Origin of the sequence: Capnocytophaga ochracea DSM 7271 (assembly GCF_000023285.1) — a bacterium.
Classification (GTDB): domain Bacteria; phylum Bacteroidota; class Bacteroidia; order Flavobacteriales; family Flavobacteriaceae; genus Capnocytophaga; species Capnocytophaga ochracea.
The window spans coordinates 2,439,829-2,456,642 of sequence record NC_013162.1 but is presented as its reverse complement, the minus strand read 5'-3'; the positions used below and the strand labels follow the sequence as shown (position 1 = coordinate 2,456,642).

Annotated in this window: 15 protein-coding genes; 11 read left to right on the top strand and 4 right to left on the bottom strand. The window is 38.1% G+C overall.

Annotated elements, in window-relative coordinates; translation table 11 throughout:
- Positions 1-74: 74 nt before the first annotated feature.
- The gene (locus COCH_RS10380) at positions 75-716 is read right to left on the bottom strand and encodes an O-methyltransferase (protein ID WP_015783029.1); all 642 of its coding nucleotides are present in this window, start codon (positions 714-716) and stop codon (positions 75-77) included.
- 618 nt (positions 717-1,334) lie between these two features.
- Between COCH_RS10380 and pncA the strand changes: the two genes are divergently transcribed.
- The 7 genes from pncA to speB all read left to right on the top strand — a co-directional run bounded on the left by pncA (position 1,335) and on the right by speB (position 7,850).
- The gene (gene pncA / locus COCH_RS10375; protein WP_015783028.1) at positions 1,335-1,874 is read left to right on the top strand and encodes a bifunctional nicotinamidase/pyrazinamidase; all 540 of its coding nucleotides are present in this window, start codon (positions 1,335-1,337) and stop codon (positions 1,872-1,874) included.
- A gap of 23 nt (positions 1,875-1,897) precedes the next feature.
- Complete coding sequence (locus tag COCH_RS10370; RefSeq protein ID WP_015783027.1) at positions 1,898-3,352, top strand: M14 family zinc carboxypeptidase; 1,455 nt, start codon at positions 1,898-1,900, stop codon at positions 3,350-3,352.
- Positions 3,353-3,370: 18 nt separating this feature from the next.
- Entirely contained in the window at positions 3,371-4,195 is an 825-nt protein-coding gene (locus COCH_RS10365; protein ID WP_015783026.1) for an endonuclease/exonuclease/phosphatase family protein, read from the top strand.
- A gap of 15 nt (positions 4,196-4,210) precedes the next feature.
- Positions 4,211-5,401 (top strand): pyridoxal phosphate-dependent aminotransferase, encoded by a 1,191-nt coding sequence (locus tag COCH_RS10360; protein WP_015783025.1) that lies wholly within the window; start codon positions 4,211-4,213, stop codon positions 5,399-5,401.
- 105 nt (positions 5,402-5,506) lie between these two features.
- A complete protein-coding gene (locus COCH_RS10355; RefSeq protein ID WP_009411114.1) occupies positions 5,507-6,412 on the top strand; it encodes a YitT family protein in 906 nt (301 codons plus the stop codon).
- Between the two features lie 56 nt (positions 6,413-6,468).
- The gene (locus COCH_RS10350; RefSeq protein WP_002672326.1) at positions 6,469-6,843 is read left to right on the top strand and encodes a DUF4293 domain-containing protein; all 375 of its coding nucleotides are present in this window, start codon (positions 6,469-6,471) and stop codon (positions 6,841-6,843) included.
- A 101-nt stretch (positions 6,844-6,944) separates the two neighbouring features.
- A complete protein-coding gene (speB, locus tag COCH_RS10345) occupies positions 6,945-7,850 on the top strand; it encodes an agmatinase (RefSeq protein ID WP_015783024.1) in 906 nt (301 codons plus the stop codon).
- Positions 7,851-7,907: 57 nt separating this feature from the next.
- On the opposite strand, the gene idi is transcribed toward speB, so the two are convergent.
- The 3 genes from idi to lgt form a co-directional block, all read right to left on the bottom strand.
- The gene (gene idi, locus COCH_RS10340; protein WP_015783023.1) at positions 7,908-8,426 is read right to left on the bottom strand and encodes an isopentenyl-diphosphate Delta-isomerase; all 519 of its coding nucleotides are present in this window, start codon (positions 8,424-8,426) and stop codon (positions 7,908-7,910) included.
- A gap of 18 nt (positions 8,427-8,444) precedes the next feature.
- A complete protein-coding gene (locus tag COCH_RS10335; RefSeq protein WP_015783022.1) occupies positions 8,445-8,960 on the bottom strand; it encodes a DUF192 domain-containing protein in 516 nt (171 codons plus the stop codon).
- A 61-nt stretch (positions 8,961-9,021) separates the two neighbouring features.
- Complete coding sequence (gene lgt / locus COCH_RS10330) at positions 9,022-9,981, bottom strand: prolipoprotein diacylglyceryl transferase (RefSeq protein ID WP_002672317.1); 960 nt, start codon at positions 9,979-9,981, stop codon at positions 9,022-9,024.
- A 627-nt stretch (positions 9,982-10,608) separates the two neighbouring features.
- On the opposite strand from lgt, the gene COCH_RS10325 reads away from it, so the two are divergent.
- The 4 genes from COCH_RS10325 to menD all read left to right on the top strand — a co-directional run bounded on the left by COCH_RS10325 (position 10,609) and on the right by menD (position 16,787).
- The gene (locus tag COCH_RS10325; RefSeq protein ID WP_002672307.1) at positions 10,609-11,538 is read left to right on the top strand and encodes an ABC transporter ATP-binding protein; all 930 of its coding nucleotides are present in this window, start codon (positions 10,609-10,611) and stop codon (positions 11,536-11,538) included.
- Between the two features lie 193 nt (positions 11,539-11,731).
- Positions 11,732-13,006: an ABC transporter permease gene (locus COCH_RS10320; protein ID WP_015783021.1), complete on the top strand. Its 1,275-nt coding sequence runs from the start codon at positions 11,732-11,734 to the stop codon at positions 13,004-13,006.
- Between the two features lies 1 nt (position 13,007).
- Positions 13,008-15,113 carry a polyphosphate kinase 1 gene (gene ppk1 / locus COCH_RS10315; RefSeq protein ID WP_015783020.1) on the top strand — a complete coding sequence of 702 codons (2,106 nt, stop codon included), beginning with the start codon at positions 13,008-13,010 and terminating at the stop codon, positions 15,111-15,113.
- Positions 15,114-16,787 carry a 2-succinyl-5-enolpyruvyl-6-hydroxy-3-cyclohexene-1-carboxylic-acid synthase gene (gene menD / locus COCH_RS10310; RefSeq protein ID WP_015783019.1) on the top strand — a complete coding sequence of 558 codons (1,674 nt, stop codon included), beginning with the start codon at positions 15,114-15,116 and terminating at the stop codon, positions 16,785-16,787.
- Positions 16,788-16,814 lie beyond the last annotated feature (27 nt).

Here is a 16,814-nt window from a genome sequence, read left to right as displayed (position 1 = left end):
TTTAAAACAGGCACAAAGGTATAAAATAATTAACAAATAACAATATAAAAATGAGGATTAATTTTTTAATTACTCTATTTTACTCTCGATATGGTAATACCGTCCCGTATGGGGAGTAGCACTGTCTCTATACGAGGGTCTTCTTTTAGTTTTTGGTTGTAAGCCATTAAGGCTTGGGTATGTTTATCCGAAGGCTTTACTTCTTGCACTACTTTACCACTCCACAACACATTGTCAGAGAGGATAACACCTCCTGAGTTCATTTTCTCTATCACCAAATCAAAATAATGAGCGTAATTCTGTTTGTCAGCATCTATGAAAACAAGGTCGAAAGTAGTGCTGAGAGTAGGGATAATATCGGTTGCCTTGCCTAAGTGTTGCACAATTTGCGCCCCATAGCCACTCCGATCAAAAAACTCTCTTTGCAGGTCAGTGAGTTCCTCTTTGATGTCGATAGTATGCAAAACACCATCAATTGCCAAACCTTCTGCCAAACAGAGGGTTGCGTAGCCCGTGTAAGTGCCTATTTCCAAAATAGTTTTAGGCTGTATCAATTTAGAGAGCAAACTGAGGAAACGCCCTTGTAAATGACCACTAATCATTCTCGGTTGCAATACAGTAAGGTGAGTGCGCCTACTGAGTTCTTGCAGTAAAGGAGGTTCGCTGTCAGTATGTTCGCAAGCGTAATTTTCTAAATCTTCTGATAAAAAGTGCATTGGTAAAATATTTTTTTGGCAAAGATAGCAATAATATTCAAAAAAGCTGTACCTTTGCCACAAAAGCCAAAGGTAGAGGAGATTGATAGAAATGTAGAAGAAGCGAGGTAAAGTACTTTTTATTTCCAATATAACAATAACTTTACTATACCTTTTCTTCGTTCATTGTTCATTTGCCCGTGTGGCTCGCACCGTCATTTGTTCGTTCATTGTTCATTTGCCCGTGTGGCTCGCACCGTCATTTGTTCGTTCATTGTTCATTTGCCCGTGCGGCTCGCACCGTCATTTGTTCGTCATTTGTTCGTCATTTGTTCGTCATTTGTTCGTCATTTGTTCGTCATTTGTTCGTCATTTGTTCGTCATTTGTTCGTTCATTGTTCGTTCATTGTTCGTTCATTGTTCGTCTTTTGTTCGTCTTTTGTTCGTCTTTTGTTCGTTCATTGTTCGTTCATTGTTCGTCTTTTGTTCGTTCATTGTTCGTTCATTGTTCGTCTTTTGTTCGTTCATTGCTTATTTGCTAGTGTGGCTCACACTGTTTATCACATAAGATTTCGTATAATCCCTCCTAACTCACCATTAACCATTAATCATTAATCATTAGTTTAGAAAAGAGTTACTATGAAAGCACTTGTAATTATAGATGTTCAAAACGATTTTATGCCTACCGGTACATTACCTGTACCCCAAGGCGACCAAATAATTCCCTTTATCAATGCCGAAATGACACAAGGGTATGACCTTATTGTTGCAACACAAGATTGGCACCCTGCTACTCATAAAAGTTTTGCAAGTCAGCACGCAGGTAAAAAGCCTTTTGAAGTAATACAGCTCGGAGGTATCGACCAAATACTGTGGCCAGACCACTGTGTGCAAGGTACTTTCGGAGCTGAACTGCATAAAGATTTAGATATTCGTCCCATTGCAGCCATCTTTCGCAAAGGAATGAATCCCGAAGTAGATAGCTACAGTGCTTTTTTTGATAATAATAAACAGAACAACACAGGATTACACGGCTTTTTGCAAGACAAAGGCATTACAGAACTCGTATTTTGTGGCTTAGCAGGTGATTTTTGTGTAGCTTATAGTGCCAATGATGCCAAAGCCTTAGGCTATAAGGTAAGTTTGTTCGACAAAGGTATAAGGTCAATCAATTGCTAAAAAATAAATATTAAAAGAATAATATGTTAAAAATAGAAGTGAAATATATTGCTTATATAATATTAGCAGTGGCTTTTGTGGGTTGTGATACACCTTTCTTCTCTCCAAGAGAAAACTACCAAACACCCTTTGAGCAAACTGATGGTACCAAGAGCTCATCATATGAGGAAGTAATAGAGTACTACAAAGATTTATCGAAAGAGTTTGCATCTATTTCCTTTAAAACAATGGGGCAAACCGATAATGGTCAGCCGTTGCACTTGGTAATCTACAGTCCCGATGCCGAGTTTAATCTCTCCAAGTATCACAAAGATAGAACCATTGTTTTTATCAATAGTGCTATTCACGGCAACGAACCTGATGGAGTGGACGCTACTATGTTGCTCTTTCGTAATTTGGCGCAGAATGAAATCAAGCTTTCCAAAAATGTGATAGTAGTAACTATCCCAGTGTATAATATAGGCGGAATGCTCACAGGTAGGAAAAACAGTGAAGCAAACTACAATTTAAACTGCGATTTTGTAAAAGCTGATGTAGAAAATACCTTGTCGTTTGCTAAAATCTTACAAGAAGTACAGCCAGATATCTTTATTGATAACCACGTAACTGATGTAGCTAATGCTCCTTATGTGTTAAGCTATTCTACCTCACAAATTGAGAAGTTAGGCGTTTTTACAGGAGGTTATGTACGTGATGCTTTATTGCCACGTCTCTCTCAGCAGTTAGAAAAAAGACAACTCCCTTTCCAAAGCGATAGTTTGAGAACCCCTTTTAAGCAATTAACCTTATCCTCACACCCCGATATTCCTCGATATGCCACTGGTTATGTCAGCTTGTGGAACTGTATGAGTATCCGCATTAATACTAATGGGCAGAAACCCTACAAACAACGCGTAGAAGCTAACTATGAGATGATGAAAAACCTTGTAGAAATAGCCGATGCTGACAATCAGTATATCAAGCAAGTAAAAATCAAACAAACAGAGGCTGATAATGCACAAAAAGAATATTCGTTGGAATGGGAAATAGATTCTACTCAATATACAAAAGTAGATGAAAAACCTCTTTATAATCATTTTAAACCCGTGCAGAGTGTTAGTATTCCTCAAAGTTATATCGTTCCTAAAGTATGGCAAAGAGTAATTGACCGCCTAAAAGCTAACGGTGTAGCAATAACAGAAATAGAGAAAGATACGCTGATGAATGTAACATCTTATCGCATTGAGGGTTTTAAAACTTATACCTATCCGTTTGAGGGGCATTATTTCCATCACCAAACACAAGTGAGTTCTCAGAAAGAAAAAGTACAATTTTACAAAGGCGATTATCTTATTGAGGTAGCGCAACCCGCTAAACACTATCTGTTAGAAACCTTAGAACCTCAAGCACCTGATTCTTTCTTTAATTGGAACTTTTTTGATAGTGTTTTAGTGAAAGAGGAAGACAAACCTATTTACCCCATTTACCGAAAAGAATGATTTAAAAGTAACATTATTATGAAACCATTATTATTTATTTTATGTGTCTTGCCTACTTTTTCCATAGCGCAAGACCTAACTGTAATGACCTATAACATTCGTTGCGAAGTTCCTCAAGACGGTGTAAACGCTTGGACTGATGGCAATAGGAAAGAAAAGGTATTTACAGTGCTTACAGAGGCAAACCCCGATATCTTTGGAGTACAAGAAGCTTTACCACACCAACTTAAATTTTTGGAAGAGCGTTTCCCTACTTATCAGCGTGAAGGTGTAGGGCGTGACGACGGTAAGGGAGCAGGTGAACATTCGGCTATTTTCTTCAAAAAAGGACGTTTTACCTTGCTCGACAAAGGGAACTTTTGGCTTTCTCAAACTCCTGAGGTGCCTTCCTTAGGCTGGGACGCTACTTGCTGTAACCGCATCTGCTCTTGGGTAAAACTCAAAGATAAAAAGACGATCTTTTGGGTGTTCAATCTCCATTTCGACCACGAAGGCAAAGTAGCTCAGGTACAAAGTGCCGACTTGGTATTGCAAAAAATCAAAGAGATTGCTAAAGGCGGGAAAGTCATCTTAATGGGTGATTTCAATCTTCCTACTGAGCACCCTGCCGTGCAAAAAATAGCATCTCAGTTGTACGACACCCAGTTATCACCCACTAATAAAACACCTAATATGGGTACTTTCAATGCTTTTAAAACCGATGAACCTTTGAAAGGACATATAGATTTTATCTTTGTTCAGAAGTCTATAAAAGTAAAACAATATAAAATTATAGAAACCCGCATCGATGGTCTCTATCCTTCCGACCATTTGCCTGTATGGGTAGAATTACAACTGAAATAAACTTTTTAAAACAGTATGAAACAGTATTTGTCCGACCGTATCAACGCTATGGAAGTATCGGCTACCTTAGGAATGGCAGCCAAAACGCGTGAACTAAAAGCCGAAGGCAAGGACATCATTGGTCTTAGCTTAGGCGAACCCGATTTCGATATCCCTGATTTTATAAAAGAAGCAGCTATCGAGGCAGTACAACAGAACTACAGTAAATATACTCCTATCGATGGTTATTTGGAATTGAGAGAGGCGATTTGCGAAAAGTTCAGACGCGACAATAACCTTCATTACAAGCCTTCACAAATAGTAGTATCTACGGGAGCTAAACAATGTTTGGCAAATGTAGCCTTGGCGATGCTCAATCCTGGTGACGAGGTGATATTTCCTGCTCCTTATTGGGTGAGTTATAAGGAAATAGCTAAAATGGCAGGAGGCGTTCCCATAGAGGTTCACACAACCATTGAGAATGATTTCAAGATAACTCCTGCTCAGTTGGAAGCAGCTATTACTCCTAAAACTAAAATGGTATGGTTTAATACCCCTTGTAACCCCAGTGGTTCTATATACAGCAAAGAAGAATTAGAAGCTCTAGCTGTAGTGCTTAGAAAACACCCTAACATCTTTATTCTCTCTGATGAGATTTATGAGTATATCAACTTCACCAATGAGAGGGTAACTAGTGTAGCCGAAATCGACGGACTCTATGAACGTACCATCACCGTAAATGGAATGTCCAAAGCCTTTGCAATGACTGGCTGGCGCATAGGTTATATGGGTGCCCCTGAATGGATTGCTAAAGCCTGTACCAAAGTACAAGGACAAATAACCAGCGGTGCTAATGCCATAGCTCAACGCGCTTCTATTGCTGCCCTGAAAGCACCTAAGAGCAAAATACAATATATGGTAGACGAGTTTAAAAGGCGTAGAGATTTAGTATTAGAACTCCTAAGTGAGATTGACGGGTTCAAACTCAACGTCCCCGAAGGTGCCTTTTATGTGTTCCCCGATGTATCGTCTTTCTTTGGCAAAACCCTAAGAGGTCGCAATATCCATAACGCAACCGACTTCTCTTTGTATCTGTTAGAAGAAGCAATGGTAGCTACTGTTACAGGTGAAGCTTTTGGTGATGCTAATTGTATTCGCTTTTCGTATGCCGCTTCTGAGAAAGATTTGCGAGAAGCTATAAGACGTATAAAAGAGAGTTTGCAATAATAAAAATACTTTTTCGGTTTTGGTTTGCACATTCAATTAAAAATAGTACTTTTGCGCCTAAAAAAATAAACGACTAAAGAATCATTGTAAAATTAAAGTAGTGTTATGGCAATAGCAGATAGCAAGACTATTAAATACTTAAAGTCTTTTTACATAAAGGATTATCTTATTATCATCTTAGGGCTTATATCATATGCGATAGGAATTACAGGCTTTATAATGCCTAATGGGATAGTAACGGGAGGTTTGGCAGGTATCTGTCTTATCCTAAATTATAAGTTAGGAGCCGACTTGGCTATTACCTATTGGATTATCAACTTTATACTTTTGGTGATAGGCTTTAAAGCAATGAGTAAGCAATTCACCTACCGAACACTCATCTCTATAACTATTCTATCGGGATTAATTTGGGCTGGGAAAGAGTATTTAATGCCTTATTTTATAGAACACCCTCCTTTGAGAGACGACTTCTTAAATGTAATTATGGGAGGATTGCTATGCGGTACGGGTTTAGGATTGGTTTATTCAGCTAACGGAAGTACAGGAGGCACTGATATAATAGGCTTTGTTATTACCAAGTATTATAGCATCAGTATAGCGCGTATTCTTTTGGTGGTAGACGTGTGTATCGTGCTATCGTCTTTCTTCATTTTGGAACGCCAAGACAATTCACTTGAAAAGACTATTTATGGACTTATCCTCTTACCTCTGATGTGGCAGATGGTAGAAATTGTTATCAATGGAGCAAGACAGTCGGTGCAGTTGTTTATCTTCTCTAAACACTATGATGAGATAGCGAACCACATCAATAGTGAACTCAAACGCGGTTGTACCATTATCGATGGGATAGGTTGGTATTCTAAATCCTCACAAAAAATAGTGATTGTAATAGCTCGCCGCACAGAGGCTACTTCTATCTTCCGTTTGGTGCGAACAATAGATCCAGCTGCCTTTGTAACGAAGACTAACGTAATGGGGGTTTATGGTAATGGTTTTGATAAATTAAAGTAAAATATTTTTCAGGTTTTAGAAAAAGTACTATATTTGCACGTTCAAAACAAAAAAGAATGATTCAGAGAATACAAACTATTTATATGCTGTTGGTAGTGATTGTAGCTACCGTAGCCGTCCCGATGCTTTTCAGTATAGATTGGCTTAGGAGTATCTTATTAGGGATAACAGCAATATTGGCTCTATACACCATATTTAAATATAAGAAAAGAAGTGTTCAGCAGTGGCTTAACTGGCTGAACGTCCTTATAAATTTTACTTTACTAGGAATATTTGTATATCGAATGCTAAACTCATCTGGAGAAGGCTTGCTTTCGGAGAAAGGTGTTGGGGTTTTCGTACCCGTGCTTTCTATCGTTTTTTTGTTTTTAGCCAACAAGGCTATCAGACGGGACGAGAAGCTCGTAAAATCAGCAGACCGATTGCGATAGACCTATAATCTTAGTAGTGTTGTGCGTTAAAAAAATCCTAAGTGTTTAAACTTAGGATTTTTTTATTATCTTTGTGCCCTATTTATTAAATAAATTAGATAATGAAAAGAACATATGCAGGTATTCCAACAGAAAATGCAATGCTGGAAAACTCAAAAGTAATGCTGGTAACAGTACCTTATGATGGTACGTCTACTTGGGGCAAAGGAGCCGATAAAGGACCTGAATTGTTTTTAGATGCCTCAGAAAATATGGAGCTATACGATATTGAAACGGATACCGAACCTTATCTCAACGGAGTGTTTTTAGCAGGTGAAGTAAGCGAAAACAGTTCGCCAGAGGCAATGACACAAGCGGTTTATGAAAAGACCCAAGAACTATTGAAGCACGAAGATAAGCTCTTTACTCTTTTTGGTGGAGAACACTCAGTGTCTATTGGTTCTATACGTGCCGTAGGTGAAAAGTATGAAAAGCTTACAGTATTGCAGCTTGATGCCCATACTGATTTGCGCCCTGAGTATCACGGTTCGACCTCTAATCACGCCTGTGCCGTATTTGAAGCTAACCAAAAGCACAAATTGGTACAAGTAGGTATTCGCTCGATGGATGTAGAAGAAAAGCAATATTTACCAAAAGGACGTGTATTTTTCGCTCACGAAATAGCTAAAAATAAAGAGTGGATTGATGATGTACTCGACAAAGTATCGGGGAATGTATATATCACGATAGATTTAGACGCCTTCGATCCTGCTATCGCACCTTCAACAGGCACTCCTGAACCAGGAGGATTGCAATGGTACCCTACTCTTAAACTCTTACGTAAAGTGTTTAAAAAATGCAATGTGGTAGCGTTTGACATTGTAGAACTAATGGATAGTCAGCAGGCTAAGCCTACGGCTTTCTTGGCAGCTAAACTTTATTATAAGATGTTAGCTTATTATTTTAAATATAGAAGTAAGAAAAAAGAGAATAAAGGTATAGAAGAGTTTTTTGCAAAGAAGGGATAAATTAATGATTATAAATAACAAAAGAGGCTGTTTGATTTTTCAAACAGCCTCTTTTGTTTATCCTTTTAGTACTTGATGTAAAAATTTATCGAAAATAATCTTAAACCATTCGGTATACCGATGCGGGTGCTTAGCAATATCTTCCTTTATCTTTTCTGGAAGTTCCCAACGCCAATCGGCTACTTCTTCAGGGTTGATAGTAGGGGAGGCGTTATAGTATCCTATGAGAATATGGTCGAGTTCGTGCTCTGTAAGCCCGTTATCAAAAGGAGCTTTGTAGATAAAACTCAATATATCGGTAAGTTCTGTAACAAAGCCCATTTCTTCTTGTAAGCGACGCCTGCCTGCTTCAATAGTTGTCTCGCCCTGACGTGGGTGACTGCAACAAGTATTCGTCCACAAGTTAGGCGAATGATATTTGCTCGCAGCTCTTTGTTGTAACATAATCTCCCCTTTATCGTTGAGTATAAATACCGAGAAAGCCCTATGTAATAAGGCTTTTTGGTGTGCTTCAAGCTTCCCCATTAAGCCTATGGGAGTATCGTGTTCGTTCACTAATATTACTTGTTCTTCCATATTTGCAAATAGGAGTACTTATTTTACTTCCATTCTATCGCCTTTTTCAATTCCCCATTTATCAGATAGACCTCCATTGATTTCTAATACATACATAGCGGGTTTCTCTGAGGGTAAAGAAGTTTCGTCGTAAGGGCGAGCATTTTTAGCTATACTTACCACCTTTTTATCTTTATCTAAATAGATGATATCCAAAGGTATTTCAGTATTTCTCATATAGAAAGAACGAGGAGCTTCTTCTGGAAAAATAAACCACATTCCTTGATGTTCGTCCATTGAAGAGCGGTACATTAGCCCTAAGGCACGTTCCTCATCATTTTTAGCAAATTCAACTTCAATAGTTTGGATAAGAGAGTCGTTTTTAAAGATAGAGAGTTCACCGTCTCGAGTAAAATCAATATCCTGAGGAGCGATTTCTATTTCTTGCACTCTATTACTCTCATTAGAGAAGAAACGAGGTAAAATAAGGGTAATAGCTGCTAAGGCTACCAATACTAATGCTACAGTTACAAAGTGTTTTCTAAAAAATTGCATTCTAATTATAAAATTTAAATTTTAACTCTAATTAAGTTCTAAAATGTTCGCAAAATTAATATTAATACTTACGTGTTTCGATACGATTTCTGAATAACAAGTAGAAACCTGCTAAGATAAATGGAATACTGAGCCATTGACCAGTAGAGAGCAAGCCGAGAGAGCTTTCGAAACCTCCTTGACTTTCTTTTACAAATTCCACTGCAAAACGAATACTCCACAAGAGTACTAAAAATAGTCCAAAGATGAAGTAAGGTTGGTCTTTTTTGTCAGTTTTCCAATACACGTACCACAATACCCAAAACAAGCAAAAATAGCCAAAAGCTTCGTATAATTGTGCAGGGTGTTGGTAAGGAATAGAAGCTAAAATATCAGCATAACGAGGGTCGTGAGCAATGAGTTTATAAGCAGTTTGAGGGTCGGTTTGTTCAGTAATAGCCATTGCTCGACGGGGAGAGATAGCTCCGCCTTGTACAAACTTCACCCCTAACGGATAAGTATTGCTTACTATTTTGCCGTTGATTTCGGAATTAAAAAAGTTACCAAAGCGCACAAACATACCTCCGATAGTGATAGGAATCACCACGCGGTCTAATATCCACGATAGGCTAATATCTTTATACTTACGCACATATAGAATCATTGCGATAATAATACCTACGGCAGCTCCGTGACTTGCTAAACCTGAAAAGCCTGTAAGCTCCCAACCGCCACCGGGTTTCTCTTTAATAGGTAAAAAGATTTCGAGCAAGTGGTCTTTGAAATAATCCCAATTGTAAAATAAGCAATCGCCTAAACGTGCGCCTACTAAGGTAGCTATAGCGGTATAAACGAACAAGGTGTCCAGCTGTTGTACTGTTTTGCCTTCGTTGAGGTATATTTTTTTAGTGAGAAACCACCCCAAGCTAAAAGCCACGATAAACATCAAGCTGTAATAGCGAAGTGAAAAAGTACCTATAAAAGGTAGGTTTAAAGAGGCGAGAATCTCATTAGAATTCCATATAAAATTTAAAGCAATCATTAGTATTTATTTTTGAGATGCAAAAGTACGATTTTTATTTAAAACGACAAGTTATTTATAAAATTAATACCCGGTTAATGCCAATAATACCAATAATACCAAAGTTAATACTAGAAATGCCAATAATATTAATAATGATGATTCAGTGAATAGAATAGGGTGGATTAGAGTTTGAGGTAGTGAGCTAAAATGTACTGAGATTTTTCTGTTAAAGAATATTAAATGCCACAGATTTTTTAAATTTATACCACAAGGTCTTATTTTGAACCTCAAAAATACAAAATATTGATAAAGAACATATTATTTAAATTTTTATCTTTTACTTTTGAGCCACCTCAACCGAAGGAAGAGCGAAGGTAAGGCGAACCTAAACCGAAGCTAAGGCGAAGATAAGCCCTTAGTATGCTGTATATCAACTCATAAAAAATGCTCTTCTTATTATTGAGAAAAAAGTGTTAAAATGGAGTATATTGCGAGGAAAACGCAAAAAAACTTTGCAGTATAGAACAACCATTAGCAAAGTAACTGAATACAAACCAATAACAAATATTTGCTTTTGAGTTTGAATTGCTATATCTTTGCACTTTGGAATTAATTGTTAATCATTTATCAGTAACCATTAAATAAATGCTTAGAATAGAAAATATTAGTAAACAATACGGCGACTATACGGCTTTAGACGATGTGTCGTTACATATCCCTAAGGGGAGTATCTTTGGTCTGCTGGGACCTAATGGGGCGGGAAAAACCTCACTGATACGTATTATCAACCAAATTGTATTGCCCGATGCGGGTAAAGTGTTCTTCGACGGAGAACTGTTACAACCTAAGCATACGGCACAAATAGGCTATTTACCCGAAGAGCGTGGTTTGTACAAAACGATGAAGGTAGGTGAGCAGGCTTTGTATTTAGCACAACTGAAAGGATTGAGCAAGGAAGAAGCTAAGGAGCGACTTAAATTTTGGTTCAACCGCCTTGATATTGGTGATTGGTGGCACAAAAAAGTACAAGAGCTCTCCAAAGGTATGGCACAGAAAATTCAATTTTTGGTAACTGTACTTCACAACCCTAAACTGTTGATATTCGACGAGCCTTTTAGCGGTTTCGACCCCATCAATGCGAATATTATCAAGGACGAAATTCTATACTTACGGGAGCAAGGAGCAACGATTATCTTCTCTACTCACCGAATGGAATCGGTTGAAGAGTTGTGCGACCATATTGCGCTAATCAATAAATCGCGTAAGATATTAGATGGTAAACTCATCGACATTAAGAGGGCTTATAAAAACAACTTGTATGAAGTAGGTTTAAAAGTTGCTGAAGAGCAGAAAACAGCCCTCTTAGCTGAACTTAAAAGCCAATTTGAAGTGAGTGAGACAAATTTTAAAACGCTATATGACGAGTTAAAATTACATATCCAGAAGAAAGAGGGACAAACGGCTAACGATTTGTTGCAATACCTCACTACACGTGCCGAAGTAACGCACTTTGTAGAATCTATCCCCTCAGTAGATGAGATTTTTATATCGACCATTAATAAATTGAAAGAATAGTATAAGATGTCTGAAAGGTTTTCCGCTATAACGGAGTAAGTGAATAAAGAGAGGGAAGATTCTTTATTGAATATAGATTTTTAACCTCCTTCGTTCTCCCTCCAAAGGGAGACAGTCCGTAATCAAACCTTCAAAAGGAGGAGCTGTAGCGACGCAAAAGAGACTTTTAGATAGCATAAATTGACAAATTAAGATGAAATACTTAGGAATTATTACTCGAAGAGAGTACTTGAATAAAATACGTAATAGATCGTTTGTAATAATGACGTTTGTAAGTCCGTTGATACTTGTTATCTTTGCGCTTGTGATTGGTTTTTTGACCAATGTAAACAATAAGAGCAAGGCTAAGGATATTGTGATTGTAGACGAGAGTGGACTCTATGCCAACACTTTTGAGAATACCGAGACTATTCAGTACGAATATCTCAGCAATGTTTCACTCAAAGATGCCAAAGCCGAAGTGTTAGCAAAAAGCAAATACGGATTGTTGTATATCCCTAATAAAGGCGACCAAAATATTGCTTTTTATAGTGAAGAGTCGCCTTCGTTATCGCTTACCAGTGAGCTTACTAATGCTATGGAGCGGACACTCTTTCAGCATAACCTTACTAAAAAAGGGATTGACAAAAAAGAGATAGATGCCGCTAAAACGCATATAAGCATACAAATGGAGAATTTTACGGGAGAGAAGACCTCGGAGTTGGATAACGTAATGAAAATAACCATTGGAGGCATAGCGGGGTATCTTATTTTTATGTTTATCATCATCTATGGTAATATGATAATGCGCAGTGTGATAGAGGAGAAAACCAATCGCATTGTGGAAATCATTATCTCATCAGTTAAGCCTTTTGAACTAATGTTAGGCAAGATATTTGGTACTTCATTAGCAGGTCTTACCCAGTTTGCGATATGGATAGTTATAGGAGGTGTACTGTTGGCATTAGCACCTTCGTTTTTTGAAGTAAATGCCTCTGCACAAGCGGTACAAGGAGCGGGTAACGTGTCGGAAATCAACAATATAGTGGCTGCTTTGTACCATTTCCCTTTTGCGGAAACCTTTGTGGTGTTCCTATTGTTCTTTATAGGAGGTTATCTGTTATACAGTTCGCTTTATGCGATGATTGGCGCAATGGTAGACAACGAAACTGACACACAACAGTTCCTAATGCCTATATTATTACCGCTAATATTAGCCTTTTATGTAGGTATGTTCTCGGTAATTGAAGAGCCTCACGGTACGATTTCGGTGGTATTTTCATACATACCTCTCACTTCGCCCGTAGTAATGTTGATGCGCATACCGTTTGGGGTAGCGTGGTGGGAAGTACTGATTTCTCTCGTTATTTTGTATCTCACTTTCTTTGCGGTCATTAAATTAGCATCTAAGATATACCGCATTGGTATCTTGATGTACGGCAAAAAAGCTAGCTATAGAGAGGTATGGAAATGGCTCAAAATGAAGTAAAATGAAGATGAAAAATCAATATATCAACCGCGAATTGAGTTGGCTAAAATTCAATGCACGCGTACTTCAAGAGGCAGCCGATGAGCGAGTGCCCCTATTGGAGCGTTTGCGTTTTGCGGGTATCTTCTCGAACAACTTAGATGAGTTCTTTAAAGTGCGTTACGCTACTGTAAAACGAGTGGCGATGAACGAAACCTCAGATAAAGAACTGGGGGTACACGCCAAAGAGCTCTTGGAAGAAATTACCAAAGAGGTAATACAGCTACAAGAAGAGAGCTTGAAAATTATTGCCACTATTACCAAGGAATTGGAGAAAGAGCAGATATTTATAGTAGATGAAAAGACGTTATTACCTGAACACGAAGCCTTTGTAAATACCTATTTCTACGACAAAGTACGCCCCGCCCTCTTTACTATTATCCTTAACGATTTAGAGAAGTTTCCACAACTGAAAGATGATGTGGCGTATTTGGCAGTGAAAATGACCCTAAAAGAAGAAGACGAAAAAACCTCAGGAGTACAAAAGTTCTTTTCATCACGTGTTTATAAAGAAAAAATACAGTACGCCCTTATTGAGTTGCCTGCTACCCTCGACCGTTTTATAGAGTTGCCTCAAATAGGGGATAAGCATTATATTATTATGCTTGATGATGTGATACGCTTTTGCTTGCACAAGATATTTAATATTTTCAATTACGAATCGCTTACGGCAAATATGATTAAAATCACCCGTGATGCCGAGTTGGATATAGACGATGATTTGAGCAAGAGCTTTATCGAGAAACTCTCGACTAGCGTAGAAGACAGGCGCAAAGGCGAGCCGGTGCGCTTTGTGTACGACAAGATGATAGACAAGGACACCTTGCAATTTTTATTAGAGAAAATGGGTATTATGAAAACCGACAGCGTAATCCCAGGAGGGCGCTACCATAACCGCCGCGACTTTATGAACTTCCCCAGCTTAGGGCGTAAGGATTTGACATATGCCTCTATACAGCCACTACCTGTACAAGGACTCACCTCAGAAGAGAGTTTGCTAAAGAAAATTGCTGAAAAAGACTATTTGCAATACACACCTTACCATACTTTTTCTAACATTATATGGTTTTTGAGGGAAGCTGCCCTTGATCCTAAGGTAAAATCGGTGAAAATAACCATTTATCGTTTGGCAAAGAACTCGCAAGTAGTTAATTCACTTATCAATGCGGTGAAAAATGGCAAACAAGTAACCGTACAGATAGAATTGCAAGCTCGTTTTGATGAAGAATCGAATATACGATATGCTGAACAGCTAAAAGCAGAAGGTGTAAAAGTCATCTTCGGCGTACGCGGACTGAAAGTACACAGTAAAATATGTGTGATTGAACGTAAAGAAGGTAAAGAACTGAAACGTTATGGATTTATCAGCACTGGTAACTTCAATGAAACTACTGCTAAAATCTATACTGATTATACGCTGTTTACTGCCAATCAGGAGATACTCAAAGAGGTGAACAAAGTGTTCAACTTCTTTGATACCAACTACAATGTGCAAAAATTCAAGCATCTGATAGTGTCTCCACACTATACCAAAAAGCAACTCAAACACCTGATAGACGAAGAAATTAAGAATGCTAAGGCGGGCAAAGAGGCGTATATCAAACTGAAGATGAATAACATTACTAGCTACAAGATGATAGACAAGCTATACGAAGCCAGCCGTGCAGGAGTAAAAATACAAATGATTGTACGTGGTATTTGCTGTTTAGTGCCTGGCATTGAAGGAATGAGTGAGAATATAGAGGTAATAAGTATAGTTGATAAGTTCTTGGAGCATCCACGTTTGTTTATCTTTGCCAACGGAGGCAACCCTAAATTCTACATCTCTTCAGCCGACTGGATGACGCGCAATATTTCATTCAGAGTAGAAGTAGGTTGCCCTATTTACGACAAAGCAATACAGCAAGAGTTGATAGACACCTTCGAAATAAGTTGGGCAGACAATGTGAAGGCACGTATAATTAACGAGGCACAAGACAATACCTACCGCCCTCATACTACCCCTTCTTTGCGCTCACAGGTAGCCTTATACGAGTATTATCAGCATAAAAATAAGCGCACCAAATAGATGAAAAGACCTCAAATAAAATTAGCACAATACGTAATAGAAGCCTGTAAAGCCAAACAATTAAAGCACATTGTTATTTCACCAGGGTCGCGCAATGCCCCTCTGACTATTGGCTTTGCCAACGATCCTTATTTTAGTTGTTACAGCATCGTAGATGAACGTTGTGCTGCTTTTTTTGCCCTGGGTATTGCTCAGCAAATACAGCAACCTGTGGCAGTGGTGTGTACATCGGGCTCTGCCTTGCTGAATTACTATCCTGCTTTTTCAGAGGCTTTTTACAGTAATATACCATTAGTGGTCATCTCAGCCGACCGTCCGTCGAGCAAAATAGACATAGGTGACGGGCAAACCATACGTCAGGTGAATGTACTGGCAAACCACAGTGCCTATAATGCCAATCTATCCGATGAAGCACATAGTGATAAAAGCAATTTTTACGAGCTAAACAGGGCACTGAATACAGCTATAGAGGAGCAATTGCCGGTGCACATCAATGTACCTTTTGAAGAACCCTTATACCTTACTACGGAAGAGCACTATTCTTTTAAGAATATAGCTGCAAAACCACAGAAACCTATTATTAATGAGAGAAAATCCACTGATTTCGTAAAACATTGGAACGATTCAGCTAAAAAAATGGTATTAGTAGGAGTGTTGGCTCCTAATAGTGTAGAAGCACAATATGTAGAATGGCTTGCTAAAGACCCCTCGGTATTGGTACTGACAGAAACTACATCTAACTTGCACCACTCCGATTTTATTCCTTATATAGATAAATTACTCACTTATACTGAAAGAGACCCAGTTCTAAAAGAAGCCTTACGACCTGATTTATTACTTACTTTTGGAGGCTTGGTAGTTTCCAAAAAGATAAAACAGTTCTTACGTAGTTATAAACCTACTTATCACTATAATGTAGATTTGTACAAAGGTTATGATTCGTATTTCTGTTTAACAGCTCATTTTAAAGCGGATATCAATACTTTTTTGAGGGAGGTAATCCCTAATTTGGTTAATGTTTCTTCTACTTATCAACAGCAGTGGTTAGAGGTGAAAAACGAGATACAGCAAATACATTTAGAGTATATCAGCCAAATACCTTTTTCCGATTTTAAAGTGTACAGTGAGGTATTCAGTAATATTCCTAATGATTATATTATACAGATAAGCAATAGTTCTGCAATTAGGTATGCTCAACTGATAAAAGCACACCCTTCTTGGAAGGTGTTTTGCAACCGAGGTACTAGTGGTATCGACGGTAGTATGAGCACTGCTATTGGGGCTGCTGTAGGAAGCGCATCGCCCACAGTGTTCATTACAGGTGATTTGAGTTTCTTTTACGACAGCAATGCTCTTTGGAACAAATATATTCCACAAGACTTTAGAGTGATTCTCCTCAATAATCAAGGTGGAGGCATTTTCAGAATACTACCCGGTGATAAAGCTGACCCTAACTTTGAATACTTCTTTGAGACGCCTCATAGGCTTACCGCAGAACATTTTTGTAAAATGTATGGCATTAGCTATCAGTTAGCAACTAATCTATCTGATTTACAGAAAGATTTAAGCAATTTCTTCGAAGTATCAGAGAGACCTAAGCTGTTAGAAATCCATACACCAAGAAAAATAAATGATAAAGTTTTGTTAAAATATTTTGAGGTATTGAAAAAATGACTACCTTTACCGCATTAATAATTTTAA

Excerpts from the sequence above, each read along its gene's own strand:
- COCH_RS10380 (WP_015783029.1), bottom strand. The coding sequence starts at position 716 with ATGCACTTTTTATCAGAAGATTTAGAAAATTACGCTTGCGAACATACT.
- pncA (WP_015783028.1), top strand. The coding sequence starts at position 1,335 with ATGAAAGCACTTGTAATTATAGATGTTCAAAACGATTTTATGCCTACC.
- COCH_RS10370 (WP_015783027.1), top strand. The coding sequence starts at position 1,898 with ATGTTAAAAATAGAAGTGAAATATATTGCTTATATAATATTAGCAGTG.
- COCH_RS10365 (WP_015783026.1), top strand. The coding sequence starts at position 3,371 with ATGAAACCATTATTATTTATTTTATGTGTCTTGCCTACTTTTTCCATA.
- COCH_RS10360 (WP_015783025.1), top strand. The coding sequence starts at position 4,211 with ATGAAACAGTATTTGTCCGACCGTATCAACGCTATGGAAGTATCGGCT.
- COCH_RS10355 (WP_009411114.1), top strand. The coding sequence starts at position 5,507 with ATGGCAATAGCAGATAGCAAGACTATTAAATACTTAAAGTCTTTTTAC.
- COCH_RS10350 (WP_002672326.1), top strand. The coding sequence starts at position 6,469 with ATGATTCAGAGAATACAAACTATTTATATGCTGTTGGTAGTGATTGTA.
- speB (WP_015783024.1), top strand. The coding sequence starts at position 6,945 with ATGAAAAGAACATATGCAGGTATTCCAACAGAAAATGCAATGCTGGAA.
- idi (WP_015783023.1), bottom strand. The coding sequence starts at position 8,426 with ATGGAAGAACAAGTAATATTAGTGAACGAACACGATACTCCCATAGGC.
- COCH_RS10335 (WP_015783022.1), bottom strand. The coding sequence starts at position 8,960 with ATGCAATTTTTTAGAAAACACTTTGTAACTGTAGCATTAGTATTGGTA.
- lgt (WP_002672317.1), bottom strand. The coding sequence starts at position 9,981 with ATGATTGCTTTAAATTTTATATGGAATTCTAATGAGATTCTCGCCTCT.
- COCH_RS10325 (WP_002672307.1), top strand. The coding sequence starts at position 10,609 with ATGCTTAGAATAGAAAATATTAGTAAACAATACGGCGACTATACGGCT.
- COCH_RS10320 (WP_015783021.1), top strand. The coding sequence starts at position 11,732 with ATGAAATACTTAGGAATTATTACTCGAAGAGAGTACTTGAATAAAATA.
- ppk1 (WP_015783020.1), top strand. The coding sequence starts at position 13,008 with ATGAAGATGAAAAATCAATATATCAACCGCGAATTGAGTTGGCTAAAA.
- menD (WP_015783019.1), top strand. The coding sequence starts at position 15,114 with ATGAAAAGACCTCAAATAAAATTAGCACAATACGTAATAGAAGCCTGT.